Annotated in this window: 21 protein-coding genes; 17 read left to right on the forward strand and 4 right to left on the reverse strand. The window is 49.0% G+C overall.

Annotation, left to right across the window (positions count from 1 at the left end):
* The first annotated feature begins 8 nt into the window (after positions 1–8).
* The 6 genes from pheT (at position 9) to NDA06_RS05725 (ending at position 9,073) form a co-directional block, all read left to right on the forward strand.
* Positions 9–2,555 (forward strand): phenylalanine--tRNA ligase subunit beta, encoded by a 2,547-nt coding sequence (pheT, locus tag NDA06_RS05700; RefSeq protein WP_190985022.1) that lies wholly within the window; start codon positions 9–11, stop codon positions 2,553–2,555.
* A 72-nt stretch (positions 2,556–2,627) separates the two neighbouring features.
* Entirely contained in the window at positions 2,628–2,897 is a 270-nt protein-coding gene (locus tag NDA06_RS05705; RefSeq protein ID WP_190412575.1) for a YciI family protein, read from the forward strand.
* Between the two features lie 344 nt (positions 2,898–3,241).
* Positions 3,242–3,661 carry a hypothetical protein gene (locus tag NDA06_RS05710; protein ID WP_190436898.1) on the forward strand — a complete coding sequence of 140 codons (420 nt, stop codon included), beginning with the start codon at positions 3,242–3,244 and terminating at the stop codon, positions 3,659–3,661.
* A 3-nt stretch (positions 3,662–3,664) separates the two neighbouring features.
* Positions 3,665–5,809 (forward strand): ATPase domain-containing protein, encoded by a 2,145-nt coding sequence (locus tag NDA06_RS05715; protein WP_190534647.1) that lies wholly within the window; start codon positions 3,665–3,667, stop codon positions 5,807–5,809.
* A gap of 312 nt (positions 5,810–6,121) precedes the next feature.
* On the forward strand, positions 6,122–6,259 hold the full coding sequence (locus NDA06_RS05720; RefSeq protein ID WP_190534649.1) for a hypothetical protein: 138 nt from the start codon (positions 6,122–6,124) through the stop codon (positions 6,257–6,259).
* Between the two features lie 60 nt (positions 6,260–6,319).
* Positions 6,320–9,073 carry a bifunctional diguanylate cyclase/phosphodiesterase gene (locus NDA06_RS05725; protein ID WP_190985023.1) on the forward strand — a complete coding sequence of 918 codons (2,754 nt, stop codon included), beginning with the start codon at positions 6,320–6,322 and terminating at the stop codon, positions 9,071–9,073.
* 152 nt (positions 9,074–9,225) lie between these two features.
* Here NDA06_RS05725 and NDA06_RS05730 read toward each other — a convergent pair whose 3' ends face one another.
* On the reverse strand, positions 9,226–10,269 hold the full coding sequence (locus NDA06_RS05730; RefSeq protein ID WP_190985024.1) for an adenosine deaminase: 1,044 nt from the start codon (positions 10,267–10,269) through the stop codon (positions 9,226–9,228).
* Between the two features lie 169 nt (positions 10,270–10,438).
* Between NDA06_RS05730 and NDA06_RS05735 the strand changes: the two genes are divergently transcribed.
* The 6 genes from NDA06_RS05735 to NDA06_RS05760 all read left to right on the forward strand — a co-directional run bounded on the left by NDA06_RS05735 (position 10,439) and on the right by NDA06_RS05760 (position 15,954).
* A complete protein-coding gene (locus NDA06_RS05735; RefSeq protein ID WP_190425281.1) occupies positions 10,439–11,779 on the forward strand; it encodes an adenylosuccinate synthase in 1,341 nt (446 codons plus the stop codon).
* 125 nt (positions 11,780–11,904) lie between these two features.
* The gene (locus NDA06_RS05740) at positions 11,905–12,513 is read left to right on the forward strand and encodes a 50S ribosomal protein L25/general stress protein Ctc (protein WP_190412582.1); all 609 of its coding nucleotides are present in this window, start codon (positions 11,905–11,907) and stop codon (positions 12,511–12,513) included.
* A 127-nt stretch (positions 12,514–12,640) separates the two neighbouring features.
* The gene (locus NDA06_RS05745) at positions 12,641–14,209 is read left to right on the forward strand and encodes an AAA family ATPase (protein WP_190985025.1); all 1,569 of its coding nucleotides are present in this window, start codon (positions 12,641–12,643) and stop codon (positions 14,207–14,209) included.
* A 164-nt stretch (positions 14,210–14,373) separates the two neighbouring features.
* On the forward strand, positions 14,374–14,688 hold the full coding sequence (locus tag NDA06_RS05750) for a hypothetical protein (protein ID WP_348251691.1): 315 nt from the start codon (positions 14,374–14,376) through the stop codon (positions 14,686–14,688).
* A gap of 187 nt (positions 14,689–14,875) precedes the next feature.
* A complete protein-coding gene (locus NDA06_RS05755; protein WP_190985027.1) occupies positions 14,876–15,667 on the forward strand; it encodes a YdcF family protein in 792 nt (263 codons plus the stop codon).
* Positions 15,668–15,729: 62 nt separating this feature from the next.
* The gene (locus NDA06_RS05760; RefSeq protein ID WP_190412586.1) at positions 15,730–15,954 is read left to right on the forward strand and encodes a hypothetical protein; all 225 of its coding nucleotides are present in this window, start codon (positions 15,730–15,732) and stop codon (positions 15,952–15,954) included.
* A 63-nt stretch (positions 15,955–16,017) separates the two neighbouring features.
* Here the strand turns inward: NDA06_RS05760 and NDA06_RS05765 are convergent, their stop codons facing one another.
* Both NDA06_RS05765 and NDA06_RS05770 read right to left on the reverse strand, forming a co-directional pair.
* The gene (locus tag NDA06_RS05765; protein ID WP_190412587.1) at positions 16,018–16,242 is read right to left on the reverse strand and encodes a ferredoxin-thioredoxin reductase variable chain; all 225 of its coding nucleotides are present in this window, start codon (positions 16,240–16,242) and stop codon (positions 16,018–16,020) included.
* A gap of 184 nt (positions 16,243–16,426) precedes the next feature.
* Positions 16,427–18,607, reverse strand: coding sequence for a protein phosphatase 2C domain-containing protein (locus NDA06_RS05770; protein ID WP_190985028.1), 2,181 nt, complete (start codon positions 18,605–18,607; stop codon positions 16,427–16,429).
* A 263-nt stretch (positions 18,608–18,870) separates the two neighbouring features.
* Here NDA06_RS05770 and NDA06_RS05775 point away from each other — a divergent pair, with 263 nt between their 5' ends.
* A complete protein-coding gene (locus NDA06_RS05775; RefSeq protein WP_199324001.1) occupies positions 18,871–19,305 on the forward strand; it encodes an NfeD family protein in 435 nt (144 codons plus the stop codon).
* Positions 19,306–19,350: 45 nt separating this feature from the next.
* Entirely contained in the window at positions 19,351–20,334 is a 984-nt protein-coding gene (locus NDA06_RS05780) for an SPFH domain-containing protein (protein ID WP_190412588.1), read from the forward strand.
* On the opposite strand, the gene NDA06_RS05785 is transcribed toward NDA06_RS05780, so the two are convergent.
* Entirely contained in the window at positions 20,331–20,738 is a 408-nt protein-coding gene (locus NDA06_RS05785; RefSeq protein ID WP_190412589.1) for a Fur family transcriptional regulator, read from the reverse strand. The genes NDA06_RS05780 and NDA06_RS05785 overlap by 4 nt on opposite strands.
* Positions 20,739–20,900: 162 nt before the next feature.
* On the opposite strand from NDA06_RS05785, the gene purS reads away from it, so the two are divergent.
* The 3 genes from purS to NDA06_RS05800 all read left to right on the forward strand — a co-directional run bounded on the left by purS (position 20,901) and on the right by NDA06_RS05800 (position 23,290).
* A complete protein-coding gene (purS, locus tag NDA06_RS05790) occupies positions 20,901–21,188 on the forward strand; it encodes a phosphoribosylformylglycinamidine synthase subunit PurS (protein ID WP_190412878.1) in 288 nt (95 codons plus the stop codon).
* 108 nt (positions 21,189–21,296) lie between these two features.
* On the forward strand, positions 21,297–21,971 hold the full coding sequence (purQ, locus tag NDA06_RS05795; protein WP_190430528.1) for a phosphoribosylformylglycinamidine synthase subunit PurQ: 675 nt from the start codon (positions 21,297–21,299) through the stop codon (positions 21,969–21,971).
* 206 nt (positions 21,972–22,177) lie between these two features.
* The gene (locus NDA06_RS05800) at positions 22,178–23,290 is read left to right on the forward strand and encodes an iron-containing redox enzyme family protein (protein WP_190985030.1); all 1,113 of its coding nucleotides are present in this window, start codon (positions 22,178–22,180) and stop codon (positions 23,288–23,290) included.
* Positions 23,291–23,521 lie beyond the last annotated feature (231 nt).

Consider the following 23,521-nt stretch of genomic DNA (forward strand, 5'->3'; position numbering starts at 1 on the left):
AAGCGTAAATGCGTATTTCTCTGAACTGGCTACAAGAATTGGTTGACTTGACGATGACTCCGGCGGAGTTGGCGCACACGCTAACAATGGCTGGGTTTGAAGTAGAAGATATTGAAGACCGCCGCACTTGGGCGGATGGGGTGGTGGTCGGGAAAGTTCTAGAGATTCAACCCCATCCGAATGCAGATAAACTCAGGGTGTGTACGGTCGATGTGGGGGGAACGTCCCCCTTAAATATTGTCTGTGGGGCATCCAATGCCAGAGCAGATATTTATGTGCCTATCGCCACCATCGGGACTTATCTACCTGCTGTTGATCTGAAAATTAAACCGGCTAAACTCCGGGGCGTTCCTTCCGAGGGGATGATTTGCTCTTTAGCGGAATTAGGTTTGGCAAAAGAGTCCGCAGGAATTTATATTTTTGGGCAGGAAAATCTTCAACTGGGTAGCGATGTGCGAGCGCTCCTAGGCTTAGATGATGTAATTTTAGACTTGACATCTACCGCGAATCGTGCTGATGCTTTGAGTATGGTTGGCGTTGCACGGGAAGTCTCGGCGCTGACGGGTGCCGCCCTGCGACTTCCACAAGCCCCAGAAGTGTCAATTCCGAAAGGGGATGGCGGTCTGAAGTTGCGAATTGCTTCGGGTCAAGCGTGTCCGGCTTACATCGGGACGGTCATCGAAAAGGTCAAAATTGCGCCTTCTCCGACATGGTTGCAAGGGCGATTACAAGCCGCTGGAGTCCGACCCATCAATAACGTGGTAGATATTACCAACTATATTTTGCTGGAATGGGGTCAGCCGCTGCACGCCTTTGACCGCGATCGCTTGCAATCCGTGGCAAGTGGTGGAGCCGGGGGAACCTCACCGCTACAGATCGGGGTTCGCTTTGCCAATCCTGGGGAATCCCTCAAAACCCTGGACGGTCAAACCCGCACCTTGCAACCCCAAAATCTGCTGATTACTGCCAACGACCACCCGGTGGCACTGGCTGGGGTCATGGGCGGTGAAGAAACCGAAGTGTATGAAGGGACTGAAAATTTAATTTTAGAAGCCGCTTTGTTTGACCCGGTGGCAATCCGCCGGTCGGCACGCAGTCAAAACTTAAGGACAGAAGCCTCTGGGCGCTACGAGCGGGGCGTCAATCAGGCAGAATTGGGAATTGCTTGTCAACGAGCGATCGCGCTGCTCTCGGAGTTTGCAGGGGGCACTCCCGTAGCACAAGAAATTGCCGACACCAGACCCGATCCGTCAACTTGGAGTCGTTCGATTGAACTGCGTCTAGACCGGGTAAATCACGTTTTAGGCCCAGTAGAGATGGGAGACACTGAAACTACAGGGGAAGTTCACGCTGAAGATGTTGAGCGCATCCTAACGGCACTAGGGTGTCAGCTACAGCCAGTGACGAAGCAGGATGAAGGTGGAATGCGGACGGATCGAGAAGATTCTAAGCTTCAGCCTTTGGAATCCCTGAAGTGGATGGTGAAAGTACCGCCTTATCGCTACCGAGACTTGGAGCGAGAAATCGATCTCATTGAAGAAGTAGCTCGCCTCTACGGCTATAACAAATTCTGCGATACCCTACCCGACAAGACTGAACCGGGGTATCTTTCGGTCGATCAGATGCTGATGCGTCAGATGCGGGAAGCTTTCCGCGCAGCAGGATTGACAGAAGTCATGCATTACTCTTACTCCGTAGCGAAAACTAAGAACGATACAGAAGTCGCGATCGCAAATCCCATGTTTGCAGAATATTCGTCTCTGCGAACTGAGCTGATCTCCGCTTTGATTGACTCCTTCCAGTACAACTTAGAACAAGGTAACGGCCCCTTGAACGGGTTTGAAATGGGTCGGATCTTCTGGCGGGAAGAGGATGGACTGATCGAAGCTGATTCCGTTGCTGGAATTTTAGGCGGCGACTCCTCTACCCAAGGCACTTGGACGCGAGGAGGCAAGCCACAACCGATGACTTGGTTTGAAGCCAAAGGAGTGTTGCAAAGTGTATTTGAGCAACTCAGCCTCCCAGTCGAATATCAACCAGACCGCCGCGATCCACGGCTGCATCCCGGACGCACGGCTTCTTTGTGGGTGCAGGGAAACCGATTGGGAACGTTTGGGCAACTCCATCCCCAACTCCGCCAAGAACGGGACTTGCCGGATGAAGTCTACGTCTTCGAGTTGGATTTGGATGTGGTTTTAGATTACCTGGATGCAGAGGAAAACCGGACGCCTCTGTTCAAGCCTTACTCTACCTTCCCCGCATCCAGCCGAGATTTGGCTTTGTTCGCCTCGATTCAGGTTTCTGTCTCAGACTTGAAACGAGCGATCGCGAAAGCTGCCATTGCAGACAAACACAAGGGGACATCCCTACTAGAATCGGTCGAGTTGTTTGATGAATATCAAGGGAAAAATGTCCCGGAAGGACAACGCAGCTTAGCGTTTCGCTTAGTTTACCGAGCTAGCGATCGCACGCTTACCGATGAAGATGTCGAGCCAGTGCATCAAAAAGTCCGCGACGCGCTCGTCGAAAAATTCGGCGTTAATCTGAGAAGTTAAATAAAGTTTTGAGGGTTGAATGTTGATTTAACCCTCAAAACTCAAAACATCAAAACTTTACTACTATTAACCATGCCTAAATACGTAATGTGGGGAAGCTATTGCGAAGATGTTTTAGAAAAGCGATCGCCTTACCGGCAAGCGCATCTAGACGGTCTTGCTGCCCAAAAAGAAGCGGGTATTCTGATGACGATTGGCCCGACGAAGGACATCACTAAAGTCTTCGGCATCTATGAGGCGGAAGATGAAGCCGCCGTGCGCCAGTTAATTGAAGCTGACCCCTACTGGCAAAACGGCATCTGGACTGAATACGATGTCAAAGAGTGGATTCAAGCCATCTAATTCCACCAATCAAGCGCATCTCAATTGAGCAGATTTACTGAGAAGCTCCTCAATTCTCCTGAGAAGTAGGAAATTGAGGGGTTTCTACCTCTCCTTACTCAGGCAAAGCCAGCCCCACAACCACCGCCAGTTGCCATTTCCGATAGAATTTTGAGCATAAAATAAAGAAATCACCGTTAAATTAACCCTAGCGGTGAGGACTATGGTAGAAACCAGTAATAACAAGCACGGTAAGTTTTACAAAAACGCCACCAGGCTAGGGTTCTGTAGACTCTCAAGCAGACTGAACAGGAGTCTACTTGAGAGTCTGGCGTCGGCGAACAGGAGCCGTGAGAAGGTTGGAGATGACAGAATCCACGGATGAAGATAGCCAAAAGACAACACTGCGTCAAGCCCAAGCAGAGATGCTAGAAGCAGGCAAACAGGAGACTTTAGACATCTTTAGCGAACTTTTAGAGCGGCTGTGGGAACGCATTGTCGGTTTAATTGGCGAGACGGCGACGGTTGCTGTTTTTCGGAGTGCCCTCTTAGAAGCAAGTCGCGACCATCCGCTATGCCAAGAAATTAATATCGATAGCAATGGAATTTGCCTTAAGCAACTGAAGAACAATTTGGATGCCTTCGAGCGTACAGCCGTCCGAGCCGGACTGATGGCTTTTACTGATAACGTAATGGCTCTACTAATCGATTTAACGGGTGGAATTCTGTTGCGGAAGGTGGAACCCCTCGTGCAGCAGTTAAAACAACAACTGGAAAAGGGCTGAGGGATGAGCAATATTAAACTAATGCCGACAGGTGTTCCCAACTTAGACGCCGTAATGGGCGGAGGCATCCCTGTTTATTCACTGAATATTGTTGCTGGACAACCGGGGACAGGTAAGACAATCCTGGTGCAGCAAATGCTCTTTAACCACATCCGGAATCACAGCACTGCCAAAGTTCTTTACCTGACAACCCTTTCGGAGCCGACGTTGAAGGTGGTGCGCTATATGCAGTGCTTCAGCTTCTTTGATGTAGAAGTTTTTGGCGAACAGGTACTTTTTCAGGATATCGGGCCTTTTATCCGCGAGCATTCCCTGACCGAATTAGCTGACGAGATTCTCGCCAGGGTAGAAAAACACCAACCGGAAATTCTGGCGATTGATTCCTTTAAAGCCATCCGCGATTTGTCTGACGACGTGAGCGATTTTCGTCGCTTCTGTTATGACCTCTCCGTTCGTCTAGCGAGTGCGCGGTGTACCGCCTTTTTATTAGGGGAGTATGACCGCTCGGATATTGGCGAAGGGGCAGAGTTTGCGGTAGCTGATGGCATTGTTTATCTGAACATTGCACTCCAGGAGGGGGAACAGCAGCGTTTTCTCCAGGTATATAAAATGCGCGGTCGAGCGACGGAGATGGTGCCTTACCCGTTTGCGCTCACAGATGGGGGGGTTCAGGTTTTGGGTTCAATGCTGACGCTCAAACGTCGGGAGACAAGTTTGGAGGAGGAGAGCGAGACGGCATCGACAGGAATTACTGGACTAGATAGCATTCTTCGGGGCGGCATCCCTCAGGGGCGGTCTATCCTCCTTTCCGGTGTTTCTGGAACGGGTAAGACGACGCTTGCCATGCAGTTTCTAGTTAATGGCGCTCTTCAGGGAGAGAAGGGACTGCTGTTTTCTTTTGAAGAAACGCGCGATCGCTTGTTCCGAATGGCAGAGGGTTTCGGCTGGAACCCTCAAGATTTGGAAGCCAAAGGCTTGTTACGGATCATTTTTATTCCCCAGACGGAGATTCGGGTCGAGGAACACTTAGAGTACATGGCACAGGAAATCGCAAGTTTCCAGCCTTCGCGCTTTGTCATTGATTCTTTTTCTGTCTTCCTGCACAAAGTGAAAGATTTGGCAGTGCAGCGGGAAAAAACTTTCCAATTGTCCACGCTGGTGCAGCGGGTTGGTGCGGTGGGTTTTCTCATCTCGAATATTCCCGCAGGCGAAGTGAACCGCCTTTCTCGCTTTGGGGTGGAAGAAACCGTGGTGGATGGGACGATTGTCCTTTCCACAGATGTCAATGGTCTTCAGCGCCGACGCTACATAGAAGTTTACAAAATGCGAGCCGCCGACCATGTGCCAGGTCGCCACCGCATGGAAATCGGTCATCAGGGCATTGAGGTGTTATATCTGGCACCGACTGAGCAAAAAACTAGCGGAATGAAGACACCGCCGCTACTGGCTTTCTCGCCGTTAAACGCGATCGCACGGGAGGGAGTTTTCTACGGTTCTGCTTGGTTGGTGCGAGGGGAACAGGGAGTCGGCAAGACGACGCTCGCCCAGCAGTTTGCCATTGAAGGATTGCAACGAGGGGAAAGCGCTCTGTTTATTGCGACGGAGGCTCCTAGCTACTTGCTACGCCAACAAATGGAAGTGTTCGGAGTCGAGATCGAGTCTTATTTGCGATCTCAACACCTGCGTATTTTAGACACTCATCCTTTCTCTAGCCAAGAATATATCGACCTGACTGATATGGAACGCTTTCTCTACGATATCGAGCGTCACCTGCGGGCAATGCCCAAACCCTGTCGGTTGATTACAGATTCTCTCACCCCACTTGCTGTCCAGTATGCTCCGGATGAGTTCATCACCTTCATCGAACGCAAGAACCGTCTGCTCCGTCAACTGGATGTGGCATTATTTGACACGATTCTCCCCAAAACACTTAATGAGAGCATTCTTTACAGCCTGCTCAATAGTTACGATGTCGTTCTGGACGTGTACGTTCCGAACTGGGGTGAGATGGGTCAGACGGGGCAAGGTTTTCGGGTACTTCAAGTCCGTAAATCTAGAGGGACTCACTCTGACACCCGCCCCTATCCTTACACGATTCGCCAAGGCAAGGGCATTAGCGTCCAAGAAGGCTTTTACGGAGAAATTTAAATTTATATCTGGTTGCTTTTACTAAAAAGAGCCTTCCTACGGATAACGAGAAAGAAGGCTGGAAAGCTGTATCCTACTCCACCAAATCGATCAACCTCTGGTATGGGTAGAACCCCCCATCTTTGACATAGTGTATCGACGAATACTACAAAACAGGGAACAATATCATTAGACAAATTGACCGTGGTCAGATTGTTGAAGCGCCAAAATCAATAAAAAGCCTTTGGTAGGCTCTCCCGGAAAGCGCTAAGGGAGTACCTGCCAGGATAAATACCGCGATCGGGGAGTTATTCCGTAAAGACAACGCCAAGGGTGTCTGCTAAATTCTGGGATTTTTGGCTGCATCTATTGCTAGCCATGATTTGCCGCACGTTTGCGGACTGGCGATCGCTTTCTTCGCATCTAGTGAAGAGCGCCCTTGATGCTGTTTCTTACTTCCTTGAGGACTAACTGCTTGTAGCTTTGCTGCTTTCCTTAAAGTTTTTGCTGAATTATAAAAACCCTCGTATTATGTTGAAAAAAATCGATGAGGAAGACCTCCTCCTAAAGATAGATCCAATAGAAATTCAGGATTATCGGGTCTTGCAACCCGTGGATGGCTCCGAGTTGAAGTATATCGAGTCCGTGATGGAGCGACAGCGTTTGGTCAGTGCTTTGGAACAGCAGGCACGAGAGTTGGAGGCGAGTCAGATGCGCTTCCGCACTTTGGAGATGCTGTACGAGCTTTTTTGGCAACTGGGTTACACCTTAAACTACGAAGAATTGGTGCGACTGATGTTGGCACACCTGCATCGTGCCGTGCCCCATGATGTCTCAGCGAGCATCTTGATGACTGAAGACTTGTGCCATGTTTTCATCCAACCAAATTGCACCCTCGCGCCGGAAGTTCAGGAGGAAATCCAACAGCGGCTGCTCAAAACTTTTGTCCGCATGAGGGGGAAAAATACCCAACTAGAGGCGGAGCAATGCCCAATTACAACGATAGAGCCACAGGGATTTGATGGAACGCGATCGCCCATTCGCAGTTTGGGTTCGTCTTTCCAAGTGCCGATTATTAATGCTGAAGGCAACCAAGTGGTGGGACTGCTATTCGTGGCAGCTCAAGCGGAGGGAGCATTTACTGAAGAGCAGGTACGATTGCTGTACACGGTGGCGAACCAGGCTTCTGCCTCTATTCAGCGGTTGCGGACGCTGCTGGCTGCTGAACAACAACATTTAGAGAGCTTGGTAGAAAATTTGCCGGAGGGAGTGCTGCTACTGGATGCCAACCAGCGGATTGTTCTGGCAAACCAGGCGGCTTGGAAGTATCTGGCGCTCTTACAAAACCAGAGTTCTACTCCGAGCAATATTGTGACTTTTTTAGGAGAGCAGTCTTTGGAGATGCTGCTACAGCCACCGAGCGAGGGAAAGTTTTGCCATGAGGTGGTGCTGGAGGGAGTACAGCGCCAGGTTTTTGAAGTCGTCGCTCAACCGTTGATCGCCAAGGCGGGTTTAGGAACGAGCAATTGGGTGTTGGTGATTCGGGATGTGACAGAACGCCAGCGGGTCGAGGAAACTTCCCGATTGCGCGATCGCGCGATCGCTGCCAGTAGTAATGGGATTGTTATCGTTGACGCCAGACTGCCCGATTTACCTGTTATCTATGTGAATCCAGCTTTTGAGCGGATTACAGGTTATACGGCGGCGGAAGTCACCGGACGAAATTGCCGTTTTCTGCAAGGAGAAGAAACCAATCAATCGGGGTTACAGGAACTGCGAACAGCGCTGCGGTTAGGTAAAGCTGCGACTGTTGTTTTACGCAACTTCCGTAAAGATGGCACCCCTTTTTGGAATGAGTTAAATGTCTCGCCGATTTACAACAGCGAGGGCGTTGTGACTCATTTTGTTGGCATTCAAATGGATATTACGGAGCGCAAACAAGCGGAAGAGCAACTGCTGCACAATGCGTTTTATGATGTTCTTACCGATTTGCCCAACCGAGCTTTGTTCATGGAGCGCTTGCATCGGGCGCTTGAGCGAGCAAAGCATTCCGAGAATTATTTATTTGCCGTCCTGTTTTTGGATCTTGACCGATTTAAAAATGTCAACGATAGCCTTGGGCATATTGTCGGCGATCAAATGCTGATTGCGATCGCTAAACGCCTAGAAAAAAGCCTTCGCCACGGCGATACGGTAGCGCGTCTGGGTGGAGATGAGTTTGCGATTCTGCTGGAAAATATCAATGGGATCGGCGATGCTACCCATGTTGCCGATCGCATCCATCAGGAACTGACTTTGCCGTTAAATTTAAACGGGCATGAAGTATTTACCACCGCCAGTATTGGCATTGCTGTAGGGGCAGGGTCTTCTTACCCCGACTATGGGGGTTATGAGCATCCAGAGGATCTCCTGCGCGATGCCGATATCGCCATGTATCGAGCGAAGGCACTGGGGAAGGCTCGTTATGAGGTCTTTGATAAAAATATGCACGCCCGTGCAGTGGCGCTGCTTCAGTTAGAAACTGATTTGCAAAGAGCGACTGAACGGGGAGAATTTCTTCTTCACTATCAACCAATTGTATCTCTGCAAACTAACCAGGTTGTTAGTTTTGAAGCCCTGTTACGTTGGCAACATCCCGAACGCGGTCTTGTTTCTCCGGGAGAGTTTATTCCGGTTGCAGAAGAAACCGGATTGATTACTCGGATTGGCTGGTGGGTACTGCGCGAAGCTTGTACCAAATTGCGCGAATGGCAGACGCAATTTCCGAGTTCTATCCCTTTAAGTATCAGCGTAAATCTTTCAGGTAAACAGTTTTCTCAACCTGATTTAGTGGAACGCATCACTGAAATTTTCGCGGAAACTGGCGTGGATGCTAGCAGCTTAAAACTAGAAATTACTGAAAGCGCCATTATGGAAAATGTTGAATCTGCATCAGCGATGCTTTGGCGACTGAGAAAGCTGGGCGTTCAGTTGTATATGGATGACTTCGGGACGGGTTATTCATCCTTAAGTTACTTGCGTCGTTTTCCGATCGATAAGCTGAAAATTGACCGATCTTTCGTCACCCAGATGGCAGGGGATAATGAGAGTCTGGAGATTGTCCGGACAATCGTGATGCTGGCTCACAATCTGGGAATGAATGCGATCGCAGAGGGTGTGGAAACCGTAGAGCAACTTGCTCAACTGCGATCGCTTCAATGTGAATACGCTCAAGGATATTTCTTCTCGAAGCCGGTCGATGCTGACACGGCGCGATCGCTTATCGCCAGCTCAAACACTCATTGATTCCTCCAACTCGCAAGTATTGAATTCACTCATTTCTGACAACTCGACTTTAGCGATTTGGAGATAAGTCAGCATCGAGAAGAAGAATAAATTAGGTTCTTGTGCCGTATTTAATTCAAATGAGAATTGCTATCGATTTCTCGATTAATGTCCTAACTACTGGCTGCTAAAACATTCGTGGATGCAGGGTGCAGCAATCCTGTCAAAAGTGATGCCGGACGTTGGCTGTAAGGCCAAGCAAAGGCATGACGGAATGCCGCCTCTTGACAAGCTTGCAACTGTTCAAAATCAATAATATCCAGTGTCAGCAGATTCTCATACTCAAAAGGCAGACGCACATTGTGTAATCCAGCATTATCAGTACAGATGGCAATATCTACACCCGCTTCAAAACAGCGGTCAAACACCAGTTTGAGTTGACGCATATCCTCCAACGTGCCTGTTTTTAAGTACGTGGTAGGACATACTTCCAAACACTGATTTTGTTGAGCCAATTGTGGTAATAATTCTGGGTATTGCAGGGGGATTTGGATGCCGTGACCAATTCGCATCAAATACGGCAGCAGTTCCGGATAACAGCCAGAAGGGGTTTCGTAGAGATGACCCGTGGTTTTAACACCGAGCGATCGCGCATCCTTATACAATTGGACAAACTCATCCAAACGCTCGGAAATTTGGGCATCTCCTCCCGCCATGTCCACCGCGCAGACATACTCCTTCTTCTGTGCTGCCAAATCAACAATCGCCCGGTTCACCTCATAAGGGAGCCGCGAGTGCATACACAGAATTTGACTGGTTACAATCGGATACTCAGGCACCCGACTGGCTTTGCCGACAATATCCACAATTGTCGCCATTTGGTCAATTCGTTCTGATTGGCTTAAATGCTCGGACGTTCGCAGATACGGTGTATATCGCAATTCCAAATAAGCCAAATTCTCAAAGATATAAGCACCCCGAATCAGCCGATAAATGAAGTAGGGCAAAGTTTCTGCCGTTTGCGTACTTTCCACCAGCGTATGTAGTTCTAGATACTCATCCAGCGTGTTGCGGGGTCGCGTGTAAAATTCTTCAAACTCTGGGTAATCCGGAAATCGTTGAGCCAGCTCAGAATCGCTGCGATGGAAATACCGCCAAAGAATGCGAGGCACAACAGAACCGCCAAGATGGCGATGTAATTCAGCATATAAAGACACAGGAACCTCTTGCCAGTAATTGTGGAGTTGTTATCTTGTTAGTTGCTAAGGGTGCGCGGTGCGCCCCTTGTAGATGTGAAGCTGCGAATTGTTAATCTGAAGTTGACAGCGGTAGCACCATCTGTTAATAATTGTAATTTGTGAAAACTCTAGCTCTTTTAATAAACCCTTGGCTAACGTAGTTGTGATCGGTGCCCAGTGGGGCGATGAAGGCAAAGGTAAGATAACTGATTTACTGAGTAAATCAGCAGATGTCGTAGTACGTTACCAAGGGGGTGTCAACGCTGGGCACACCGTCGTGGTGGAGGATCAGACCTTTAAACTGCACCTGATTCCCTCTGGAATTTTATATCCGGACACCGAGTGCATTATTGGTTGTGGGACGGTCATCGATCCGCAGGTTCTGATTGAAGAACTGGATCAATTAGAAGCTCTGAAGATATCTACCCGTAATCTACTGATTTCTCAGAATGCCCACGTCACGATGCCTTACCACAGGTTAATTGACCAGGCATCCGAGGAGCGACGCGGTAGCTATAAAATCGGTACCACCGGACGTGGGATTGGCCCCACTTATGCAGATAAGTCAGAGCGAACCGGCATTCGGGTTTTAGACTTGATGGATACCGAAGGGTTGCGCGAGCAGGTGCGCTGGACGATCGATTATAAAAACGTCATTTTAGAAAAGCTTTACAACTTACCGCCCTTGGATGCAGAAATCGTGATCGAGCAGTACCTGGGGTACGCCGAGCGTTTGCGTCCGCATATCGTGGATAGTTCCCTAAAGATTTACGACGCGATTGGGCGACGGCGCAATGTTTTGTTTGAGGGTGCCCAAGGCACGCTCTTAGACTTAGATCACGGAACCTATCCTTACGTTACCTCCTCAAACCCAGTCGCCGGGGGAGCTTGCGTGGGTGCTGGGGTTGGACCAACGATGATCGACCGCGTGATTGGGGTCGCGAAAGCATACACGACGCGGGTAGGAGAAGGGCCGTTTCCCACCGAACAGAATGGTAGCGTCGGAGAAATGTTGTGCGATCGCGGGGCGGAATTTGGCACCACGACAGGGCGCAAGCGCCGCTGTGGATGGTTTGATGCGGTGATCGGTCGTTATGCCGTGCGGATTAACGGTCTCGACTGTCTCGCGATTACCAAACTAGATGTTCTCGACGAACTAGAGGAAATTAACGTCTGCGTCGCCTACGAAATTGATGGCGATCGCACCGAAGACTTCCCCACCAACTCTCGTCAATTTTCCCGCTGTCAACCGGTTTACAAAACTCTGCCCGGATGGAAACAATCCACTGCTGACTGCCGTACCCTGGAAGACTTACCCCAGCAGGCGTTGGATTATCTCAAGTTCCTGGCAGAGCTAATGGATGTCCCAATTGCGATCGTCTCCCTCGGTGCTAGCCGCGATCAAACGATTATAGTAGAAGATCCGATCCACGGACCCAAGCGGGCGCTATTGCACGCCAATGGCACGCCGGTAACATCACATCGGTAATAGGCGAAAAAATTAAAAGTTAGAAATTAAAAATTGAAGAAAGACGATTTTCTAATTTTTAATTTCTAATTTTTTATGAAGATGCCAATTACCAAGTCACTATTAGCAACTCACAAACAACGAAGATGGAACATACAGTTGAATGTCAAAAGCGCCCTGAAGGGAGCAAGCCGAATGCCCTTCGTCGCAGTGGATTAGTCCCAGCCGTCCTATACGGGCACAAAGGAACTGAATCCATTGAGTTGACTTTGGAAGCCAAAAAGGCTGAAACCTTACTCAAAGGTGCCTCTGTTAATAACACCTTGATTCAGCTCAACATTCCTGAGATTTCTTGGAGTGGTAAAACACTGCTCAAAGAAGTGCAGACGCATCCTTGGAAAAGAACCTCCCTGTATCACCTCAGCTTTTTTGCGGTCGCGGCTCATGGCGATCTGGATGTGCAAGTGCCCCTGCATTATGTAGGAGAAGCCTATGGTGTTAAGCAAGAAGGCGGCGTATTAGACCCCGTACTCAACGAACTTCAGGTACGGTGTGCGCCTGAAAGCATCCCTGATTCGATTGAGATTGATGTCTCTAATTTGCATATTGGAGATAAATTGCATATCGGCGAACTCGTTTTGCCACCTGGGGTGACAGCGCTTGGTGAGCCAGATCAAGTGACTGTAAGTGTCCTCCAACCTCAAGTCCAAGCTGAAGATCAAGAAACTGAGTCGGAAACTGAATCTGAAGCATGAGACGATGGCTTTTTGCCAGTTTGTTTCTCATTGCCTTGAAAACCAGGGGTTAAGCCCCTGGCTTTTTTTTAACCGTAAAGACACATTAGTGAAGCCATGCGCGATCGCGCTATAGAACGCAAAAAATATGACAGAAGCTTCTTTTCCCCCTTTAATTCAGCAGATGTTGCAGCCGAGTTTTTATCCTCATCCGGTGACGCAACCAATTGAGCTGATTCAAACACACGTTTCTTATGTGTTGTTGACGGGTGATTTGGTTTATAAAGTTAAAAAGCCGATGAATTTTGGCTTTTTAAACTATTCAACCTTAGAGCTAAGGCAGCATTTTTGTAATGAAGAAATCCGCCTGAATCAGCGCGGTGCGTCGGAAATTTATTTAGAAATTTTGCCCATTACTCAGACAGACGACCAATTTCATTTAAATGGCTCGGGCGAGCCGGTGGAATATGTGCTGAAAATGCGCCAGTTTCCCCAAGATGGCTTATTCAGCAATCTGTTTGAGCAAGACTTGCTGACGGAAAAACTTATGGAGGATTTGGGACGGGTTGTTGCCAAATTCCATGAAAAAGCGCACACAGATGACTATATTCGTAAATTTGGTGAAGTGGCTCAAGTTCGGGATGCCATTGATGAAAATTATCGGCAAACTGAAAACTATATTGGTGGGCCGCAAACTCAGGAACATTACGAGGAAACCAGGCAGTATACAGACTCGTTCTTTGCTGAGCGAGAGGAGTTATTTAAAAGCAGAATTCAAAATAATTGGATTCGGGAATGCCACGGAGATTTGCATCTGAGAAATATTTGTCTCTGGCAAGACAAGATTCTGCTATTTGATTGCATTGAATTTAACGAGCCGTTTCGCTTTGTCGATGTCATGTTCGACATTGCCTATGCAGTGATGGATATGGATGCGCGATCGCGTCCAGACCTCGGCAATGCCTATTTGAATACTTATGTCGAGCAGATGGGAGATTGGGAGGGGTTGCAGGTGTTGCCTTTGTACTTGAGCCGTCAAGCTTATGTACGGGCGAAGGTGACTTCTTTCTTGTTGAACGATCCGGCTGTTCCCGCAGCCGATAAGGAAAAAGCCGCCGCCACTGCTGCCCAATATTACCAACTAGCGTGGGAATACACGCGATCGCCGTCTCCGGCTTATGCCAATGTTAGTGGCTCCTCTCGCCAAGGAAAGCTGTTTTTGATGTCTGGTCTATCGGGTTCTGGAAAGAGTACGGTAGCGCGGCTCCAGGCGCGGCGCTTGGGGGCAATTCACATCCGTTCGGATGCGCTGCGGAAGCATTTAGGAGGCGTTCCCTTGGAACAACCAGGAGGAGCCGACCTTTATTCAGATGAGATGACTCAGAAGACTTACAGCCGGTTGTTGGAATTGGGGATAATGCTGACAAGCCAAGGTTGGTCGGTGATTTTGGATGCGAAGTACGATCGGCAGAAGTTGAGAGAAGATGCGATCGCTCAAGCCACTGCTCACCAAATCCCTTTGCAAATCCTCCACTGCACGGCACCAATGGAAGTTTGCCAGGATCGTCTCGCCTCCCGTACTGGTGATGTTTCTGATGCTACCGTTGACCTATTGGCGAAGCAACAAGCCACTGCTGAACCTTTTACTCAATCCGAACAAGCCTACGTGAAAACTTTAGACACGACTCAGGATTGGGAGTCACAATTAAATAGCTAATCGAAAAGTGGCTAATTGAAGGATTCAACCACTCTTCGGTTAGCCACTCTTGGATTAGCCAGACACTTATGACGAACAAAGGCAATGGGTTCAGATCCCTGGGACTCTCAAGTGGGTTCTCTGCTGGGTTGAAGTACTGGTTGTTTTTTCTGATTTGCTTTGTAATGCTGGGGTATCGGGTGCCCTTGAGCATCTTTCTAGGGGCGGTTGGGGGTTTTGCAGGGGCATGGGTGGTTGCCTGGTCAAAAGCCAAAGATGAACCCCGGCAGGTACGCTCAGACGAGACGAAAGAAGGTTCCAATGGGCGGAATCGGAATAATTCGGCAAACCGAAAACGCTATGGTAAACCCAAAAAACAATATCGTGGCTTAAGTGGTCGTCGCGACCGGGGCAACCTAGGAAATAACCAACAAAACAATACAGCCTACAACACAGAAGATAGCCGGGAAGACAACACAGAAGATAACCGGGAAGAATAATTCTGCTGGGGATGAAAAGCAGGGGCGCAAAAGGGGAGACAGGAAGTTATCCTCTTTTAGATTTTGGATTTTAGATTCTGGATTTTAGATTTTGGCTCGTACTGGGCGTGTCCGTAGACACGCCCAGGCATTGATTTTTAGTGGCTTTAAGGTGAAATGGTATAGCAATTACTAATTACCTTGTTCTATGTTTTTGTTTCTCTCAAAACTGCTACCGCTATTTATCTATCCCTTGGGAATTGCCTGCGTGCTGATGATTGTGGCACTGGTATTACTGTGGAAACGCCCTCGTTGGGCGGCGGTGCCGATTGTTTTGGCATTGATTGCCTTGCTGGTGGGGAGTAATGGCTGGGTGGAGAACTCGTTATTGCGATCGCTAGAATGGCAAAATCTCCCACCCTCTGAACTCCCAACTGCCGAGGCGATTGTCATCTTGGGCGGTGCCACGAAATCGGCTTTGCCGCCTCGACCGAGTGTAGATTTGAGCGAAGAAGGCGATCGCGTCTTCTATGGTGCCCAGTTATACCGCGAAGGCAAAGCTCCTGTCGTGATTGCTAGCGGCGGACGCATCGACTGGCGGGGCAGTGGGGCACCGGAATCTGCGGATATGGCTGTAATTTTAGAAACATTAGGCGTCCCTAAATCTGCCATTCTTCAAGATCCTAGCTCTTTAAACACTTATGAAAATGCGGTGAATGTGCGGCAAATTTTAGAAAAGCAGGGGATTCGCCGAGTATTATTAGTGACTTCGGCAATGCATATGCCGCGATCGCTCCTGATTTTCAAGCGTCAGGGAATTCAAGCCATTCCCGCACCCACCGACTTTTTGGTGACAGAAGCAGACTTTCTCGAATCCAACAGGAGCCTGCAAGCTCGAATCCTAAATGTTTTACCAGATGCCGAGCGGTTACACAGGTCAACCAGAGCGTTAAAAGAATACATTGGAACAGGGATCTATCGCCTTAAAGGCTGGCTTTAAAAAGTTTAGACAGTAGTTTGAAGCGATTATTTTTCCAACCTTCAACCTTCCAACCTTCAAAAATGCCAAAAGAATTCCCACACTTTATTCCAGCACCTCCACCCGTAGCGGACATCTTTGCCACCTACCAAATGACTCATGACTTTTACCGGGAAGCCGAGTACCGAAAGGAACTTGAGCGTTACTGCCAGTGGTATCAGATGACAGCGGAAGCTAACCGGCAAGAGTTGCAGAGAATGCGGGGTGACATCAATATATTCGGCTGGTTTAATCGCGGTAGGCGATGATAGTCAATGGCTCATGGTCAATGGCTCATAGCTAATCGCGAATATGAGCCATTGACCATGAGCCTAATTTAGAGTTTCTAGCTCATCCTCGCGGAAGTGACCTTTAAATTTTTTGTCAAACTGGACAAAAACTGGAAGGTTGGCGCTGACGGGTCTGCCTTGCCATTCGTGAATGATTGAGACCACTTCTCCTTCCCGATCCTTGACATCAAAAGGCTTACCCTTATTTTCAGGATGGTGGTAAACAATCACAGATTTGATAACGCGGACGCGATCGCCTACTTTCATTTCTTGATCTCCGGTTGGGTATCTGAGTCAAACTGGTGCAGCCTTCTTTTGAGGAATAACTGCTTCCACCAAGCGTGGTGAGCTGGGAGCGTTGCCTATCAAGACGCTTGGCTCTTACCAGTACCCAAGCATTGTGCTATTGTGAACAACCTTAATATTCTTGCACAGGACGGTAACTTCCTCTTTATGGACTTGGAGGGGGTGCTGACGGAACTGGCGCTGAATTTTCGGGAGGGGGTACTGAGGGAACTGGTGACGCTGAATTTTCGGGAGGTGACGGCACTTCTGTGGATGGAGATGGAGAGTTTTGCGGTGATGGTGGCATCGAAGCGGGAGATGGGGTTTCGGGGACTGGAACGGGCAACGGTGCGGGGTTGAACAAGCGATCGCGTATTTGCTGGAACCCTTGAGGATTGTATTTCCACCAAGCATATAACCCAGCCGCACTGCCCCCTAGCAGTAGGAGGAAGACTCCCAATGCGACGACCAACCCTTTCCCTCGACGCAGTCGGTTTGGCTTTGCCGGAACGATTTCCACTGGCACCGCTTCAGCATACTTCACGTCTTCAGCTTCAGCTTGCAGACTAGCTTTCGGCATCAAGGTGAGATTCCCGATCTCGCCAAAATTGAGTAGCACCGGATACTCTGGGGAAACGCGGCAGTAAGTAATCACGACTGAAGTATTATCGTGACCGTTCTTCTGATTCGCTAAGTCAATCCAGGACTGTACTGCCGCCTCCAGGGGAATTTTAGCCTGAAGCACCGGCTCCACATAATCTACCCAGGAACGCTCAACCCAGTTATTGTCGCTCAGACCATCAGAACACAGCAGCAGCAGTCCGTCTTCTTCCACAATGAAGCGTTGCACATTCGGACGAAGAAACTCGGCATCCCGCGTGCCTAGCGCTTGAGTGAGGGCCCCGGCATCGGGTCGCTGTAACGCCTCCCGGTAGAGACTGCGCCCCATTCGCACTTCCCTGGCAGCAACGTCATCGTCTACGGTCAGCAGCTGGCAAGAATGGGGGGTAATCCAGTAGGCGCGGCTATCCCCAACATGGGCGATATAGAGTTCGTGGGCATTCCCCACACCAGAGTTAGCCGTCGTCACCTTCTGGGGCAGCTGGAGAGCCATCACCAGCGTCGTTCCCATCCGCCGCCTAGACTCTCGTCCTTGTTCGTCATTGCGGGCACAAATGAGGTTATTGACTACCCGGATACTTGCTGCGAGTTGCTCTTTCACCAGTTCCGGTGGCACGATTTCCGTTTGCTCTGCCACTTCAACTAAAAGTGCCCGCACTTGCAGTTTCAGGGATTGTACTGCTAGCTGGCTGGCAACTTCCCCGCCTTCATGACCACCAATCCCATCGCAAACGATGCTCAAGTGGGGAATCAGCGGGTCAGTTGTTTGGGTGAAGTCTGCGGCTAGCAAATCCCGCGCCGTGGGATAGCAGGTGTCTTCGTTGTGGTCATGTTGAGGACCCGTATCTGTGGCACCGGCAACCCGCAAGCGCAAGGGGAGTTCAGCTGCCTGCTCCAGTAATAGCTGATTTAGCCGTTCGGCGATCGCGCTTTCGGTCGCATCTTCGGCTTGCATCAGTTCGCAAATTTCTAAAAGTGGCGTCACCGCTGATGCCTGGATTAATCTGCACCAACTCGCGATAACAAGACCCAGATCCCGGAGACTTGGGCCAAACCCCGCGACCATTTGATCCCCGGTCGGTTCCGCTAAGGCGTGAGCGGCAAAAGGCTCAAGGCTCAAGGTGAGAGGCAGAAATTTTTTCTCTTCCCGCCGACTTCCTCCAACTTGCCTGTGGTCAGAGATCCCATTCCCATTGTTTGTATGGGCAACTTCCATCTCTGGGTCGGTGACTGGGTCGGCGTAAAGTTCTAACAGCCGCAACCGCCACCCTTCAACTCGGAGATTGTCCGCAACTAAAAGGCTAGAAGCTACCCCAAATTCCGCCAGCGGCGTCCAAAGTTCCAGAATTTGCCAGAGCCAGTAAATCTGGCGGACTGCCGATGCTTGGGGCAAAGCGTCCAAAATGGAAGGAAATAGCTTGCCCGTGGCATCCATCGGGACATTTTCTAGCAACAGAATCTCAGTCGGGGATGGAGAATTTCCCACTGCTGCATATCCATAGACTTCGGGGAGATGAAACCGCTGGGGATATAAGCGCAGGTAAGGGTAAAGATTTTCCGGGAACTGTTCGGGGATCTGAGGCGGCTGTGTCGGTTGAGTATCGAGCCAAACTTGAGGTGCAACAACTTGATATCTGTCTTGCACGAATTCTCCGACCGGGATCGTTGCAGCAACTGAGCCAGTTGCCCAAAGATAGCGATCGCTCTTCAACTGGGAACTGTTCATAAACCGAAATTTTTATAAAAAAGCTTCCAAGAGATTCTTAAGGAAAAATTCCACTGGTTTCTGGGAAATTTATAGCTGAAATGTTGTAGTAAACAGAAAGGCAAGATGCCTTCCCAATCCTAACTGGCTTTCATTGGAATAGTTCATCTTACCTTGATAACTATCCTTACCGGGATATCAAGAAGGGATTGAGTTTTATGACGATTTGGTTTCTAGCAGGGTTGTTGGATTCTCTTTTTCTCATCCAGCTGGCGCTCCAGCCTTTGGGATTCAGCCCAACTTTGTTGTGGTTACTGGTAGGAGCGATCCTTTGCTCGATAGAGCTAGTTGTACCAACAGCTTTTACTGCTTTCATGATGGGAATCAGCGCCTTCGTGGTGGCACTGTTAGTCATGCTGCTCCCATTACCGGCGGCTTTACAGGTGGTGCTTTGGTTAGTGTTTTCAATTGCTTTCGTTTACCTGGGTCATCGCTTGATGCCAAGACGAAAGGTATCTTCGATTGAAGATGCCACCGAGGGTCAGACTTTAACAAAGATTTTGCCAGGAGAGATGGGGCGGGTACTCTACGAAGGAAATTCTTGGAAGGCACGCTGTGAAGATGAGAAACTGGCGATCGCTCCCAATCAAAGAGTGTACGTCGTCAGACGGGAAGGCACAACTCTCATCGTGCTTCCAGAACACCTATTGAAATCCTAATTTTAGGGTTTATCAATCTGCGATATTGTAAAAACGAGGTTCACAATGGAAGGATTTTTTGGGTTATTAATCGCTTTAGTTTTAGGCGGATCTGCCCTCTCAGGCGTCAAAGTGGTTACGCAAGGAAACGAAGCTTTAGTCGAAACTTTAGGTAAATATAGCGGCAAAAAACTCAAACCCGGTTTGAATTTCGTGATCCCGGTTTACGAAAGAGTCGCTTACCAAGCAACCGTCCGGGAAAGAGTTCTCGATATTCCTCCCCAACAATGTATTACCCGCGACAACGTTTCGATTACCGCTGATGCTGTCGTGTACTGGCGCATTCTGGATTTGGAGAAAGCCTACTACAAAGTGGAAAATCTCCAGTCAGCAATGGTGAATTTGGTGCTGACGCAGATTCGCTCGGAAATGGGCAAACTGGAACTGGATGAAACCTTTACTGCCCGGACTCAAATTAACGAACTTTTGCTCAGAGAACTGGACGAATCTACCGATCCTTGGGGAGTGAAGGTGACACGGGTAGAACTGCGAGATATCGTTCCCTCCAAGGCTGTGCAAGAATCGATGGAATTGCAAATGTCGGCGGAACGTCGCAAGCGGGCGGCAATTCTCACCTCTGAGGGCGAACGCGAATCAGCCGTGAACTCTGCTAAAGGGAAGGCTGAGGCGCAAGTTCTGGAGGCAGAAGCCCGTCAAAAATCCGCCATTCTGGAGGCAGAAGGGCAACAAAAGACGATTGTTCTCAAAGCGCAGGCGGAACGGCAGCAGCAAGTTCTCAAGGCTCAGGCTACTGCTGAAGCGCTGCAAGTGATTTCTAAAACGCTCAAAACTGACCCCAATGCTCAGGAAGCTCTCCAGTACCTACTGGCTCAGAATTATCTGGAAATGGGGATGGCGATTGGCAAGAGCGGTAGCAGCAAGGTGATGTTTATGGATCCGCGCACTATCCCAGCTACGTTGGAAGGCATTCGCTCGATTGTCGGAGACACGAACCAAGCTCAATTTTTAGATTTAGATGAGGACAGTTAATCCAGGGCATCGCTAGCAACTTGAGCAACACAGCAGCGATCGCACAGTCCAAAAAACTCCAGAGTATGGTAGAAAATTTTAAACGAGTGCGATTGTTGCAGCTGGCTCTCCAACTCATGGACTGGACATTGATTGATGGGAATCGAGTCTCCGCACTGCAAACAAGTTAGGTGGTGCTTGTCTTGTTGCACGGAACTGTAGAGCGATTCGCCACTTGCCAATGTCCGTACCTGGACGACACCATCCAGTTTTAAGGCTTCCAGGGAACGATAGACGGTTGCTAGTCCCATGCTTTGGCTACGATTGCGAAGTTCTACATAAATATCTTGAGCTGAGACAGCTCGGTTCATCGTCTTGAGCAGATTCAAAATACGCTCTTGACTGCGGGTGCGTTGGGCTTTCATGGTCTTCAGTTTTGCTAGATATCCTTAATATGTTTCAGGTTGTCGCTGATACCTTTATCTCTTTCCAGCTTAAATTGCGAGAACTTCACGCAGCTCACACCCTTCCCCCCTTAGAATAAAACAAATATCACCTATCTAAGGGAATAATTTATAGGAATGGCTGTGAATCGGAAATATCAAGCGAAAATCTACGTGACTCTGCGCCCTTCAGTTTTAGACCCAGCAGGCACGGCGGTACAGTCTGGGTTGGGGCATATGGGATATGCCAATGTTGAGCAGGTGCGAATCGGAAAGTATATTGAACTGACTCTGATGGCAGAGAGTGAGGATGAGGCGCGGCATCAATTAGATCGGATGTGCGATCAGTTGTTAACGAATCCGGTAACCGAAAACTATCGGTTTGACCTAACTGAGATGTCGGGTCAGATAGAGACGGAGATATTCTTTTAGGATAATAGGGGCTAGGTAGTTGGTAGTTAGTAGCGATGGGTCATTTGTGAAGAACCAATCGCTACTGATGACTTCTGGCTAGCCAGTCTTCCATTAGCGATTAGCAATATGAAATTTGGGGTTGTTGTGTTTCCGGGTTCTAATTGCGATCGCGATGTCGCCTATGTGACTCGCGATTTGCTACATCAGCCGACGCGCATGGTTTGGCATGAAGACACGGATATTTCCGATCTCGATGTGGTAGTGATTCCGGGTGGCTTCAGCTACGGCGATTATCTGCGCTGTGGCGCGATCGCTCGTTTCTCTCCGGTGATGCAAGCAACGATTAAACACGCCCAGCAAGGGAAGTTTGTCTTGGGTATCTGCAACGGGTTTCAGGTGCTAACAGAGGCGGGACTCTTGCCAGGGGCGCTTACCCGCAATCAAGAGTTGCATTTTATTTGCGATCGCATTCCCCTGAAAGTCGAACGCACCCATCTCCCTTGGACGCAAGCCTATTCTACCGGACAAGTCATTACCCTCCCGATTGCCCACGGTGAGGGGCGCTACTACGCTGATGCCGCTACTTTGGCAAAGCTGGAAGACAACCAGCAAATTCTCTTCCGTTATCACGGCGAGAATCATAACGGCTCTTTAAATAATATTGCGGGTATTTGCAATAAAAAAGGCAACGTGCTAGGAATGATGCCTCATCCAGAACGCGCCTCAGATCCGATTTTAGGCGGTACGGATGGGATGGGGTTGTTCCAAGGATTACTGTCTGCGGTGGCAGCGATCGCATAGTGCCATAGCAAAAATGTTTTGTTGAACCACAAAGACACAAAGAAAGTACGAAGTTTTCTTTGTGTCTTTGTGGTTAATCTTCAAACACCTATATATTTAGGTAGAAATACGTTTGGCTGTGGCAAGTTCCCCCCACAGACCGACAATTGTTCCAACCAGACAGCACTAGCATCAAAAAAGTGCAAAGACGGAATTCATGGGCAATTATGGTCGCGATTACTGATTTTCAACCGACAAATACGGCAACGAGTCAACGAACAGCCACAAACTACAACGAATCTGAGCAGCAATTTGTAAAACTGCTCGAAATGGAAGATTTAGACAACAAGCTGGCTGCACAGCCTGAACTAGCAAGCGACGTTGAAAGTGCGATCGCTACCGCAATTGAGGCGGCTTACAAGGTAGGAAGTGGTGATGAGCCAGTTGAAGCCGCACACCTATTTTTGCAGCGCGTGCTGTATCGCATCAATCGGCTCAAGCTGTTTTGGTATGACGATCTGCGCCATTACACCAACGAACGCTCAATTTGGTTGCAAAAAGTTCGTAACCAAATCGAGTCCGCTTGGCAGGAGTGGGAACTGGCACACTTTGACGTAGAAGCACTCCAAAAACTTTCCCCAGCCGATGTCAAGCAAGCGCTGAGCGAGCGTGGTGCAGCCGACTTAGATCCTCCCCTATCGGAAGGTAGTCGCTACTTGCGGGAGCAGACAACAGAGGCTGGTTATCGCCGAATCTTGGCAATTGGTTCCTTTGATGGCTTAGTTGAAGGCAGCCGCCTGTCGCGCATTCTGGGAGGCACCGCCAACGCAGTACAATGTACCCTCGTCAAAGTGTTGTTGGAAGAGTACGGCAACGGTCGCCTTTCCCGCAAGCACTCTACCTTTTTTGCCCAGATGCTTGACGAGTTTGGCATGAACACAGAGCCAGAGGGCTACTTCGATTTAGTACCTTGGGAAGTGCTAGCCTGCGCTAATCATAACTTTCTCGTTACTGAGCGCAAAATTTATTTCTTGCGTTACTGCGGTGGATTGACTTATTTTGAAGTGGCAGGTCCTGCGGCATACAAAACCTATCTAGCCGCAGCGCAACGGTTGAACCTTTCTGATGCAGCAATGGGTTACTGGGAACTGCACATTCGGGAAGACGAACGTCACGGTCAATGGATGTTAGATGATGTGGCGATGCCGTTGGTTGACAAGTACCCAAATGATGCTTGGGAAATTGTCCTGGGATATGACCAAGAGAAGCTAATGGGCGATCGCGCTGGTGTAGCGATCGCGCGTTCGGCAAGAGAAGCCGATCGAGAGGCCAATCAATAAAATACATTTTGCCTAAAATACTTGCCGACTTGTTAACAGTCAGTCGTCTTCCATTCTCGTTCTCAGGGTTCAACCTAGAGAACGAGAATAAATTTGAGTTTTTCTAGTTTTAGTTAGAAATTAAACAATAAGAATAGGGCACTGAGAACTGTTAACTTCTCAATACCCTTGATTCGTTCCCGTCTAAAGTGGCTTTTGGGTTTAGGAAAGATTCTTTAGCGATCGCTCTCC

It is taken from the genome of Trichocoleus sp. ST-U1 (genome assembly GCF_039961835.1).
Classification (GTDB): Bacteria; Cyanobacteriota; Cyanobacteriia; order Cyanobacteriales; family FACHB-T130; genus FACHB-T130.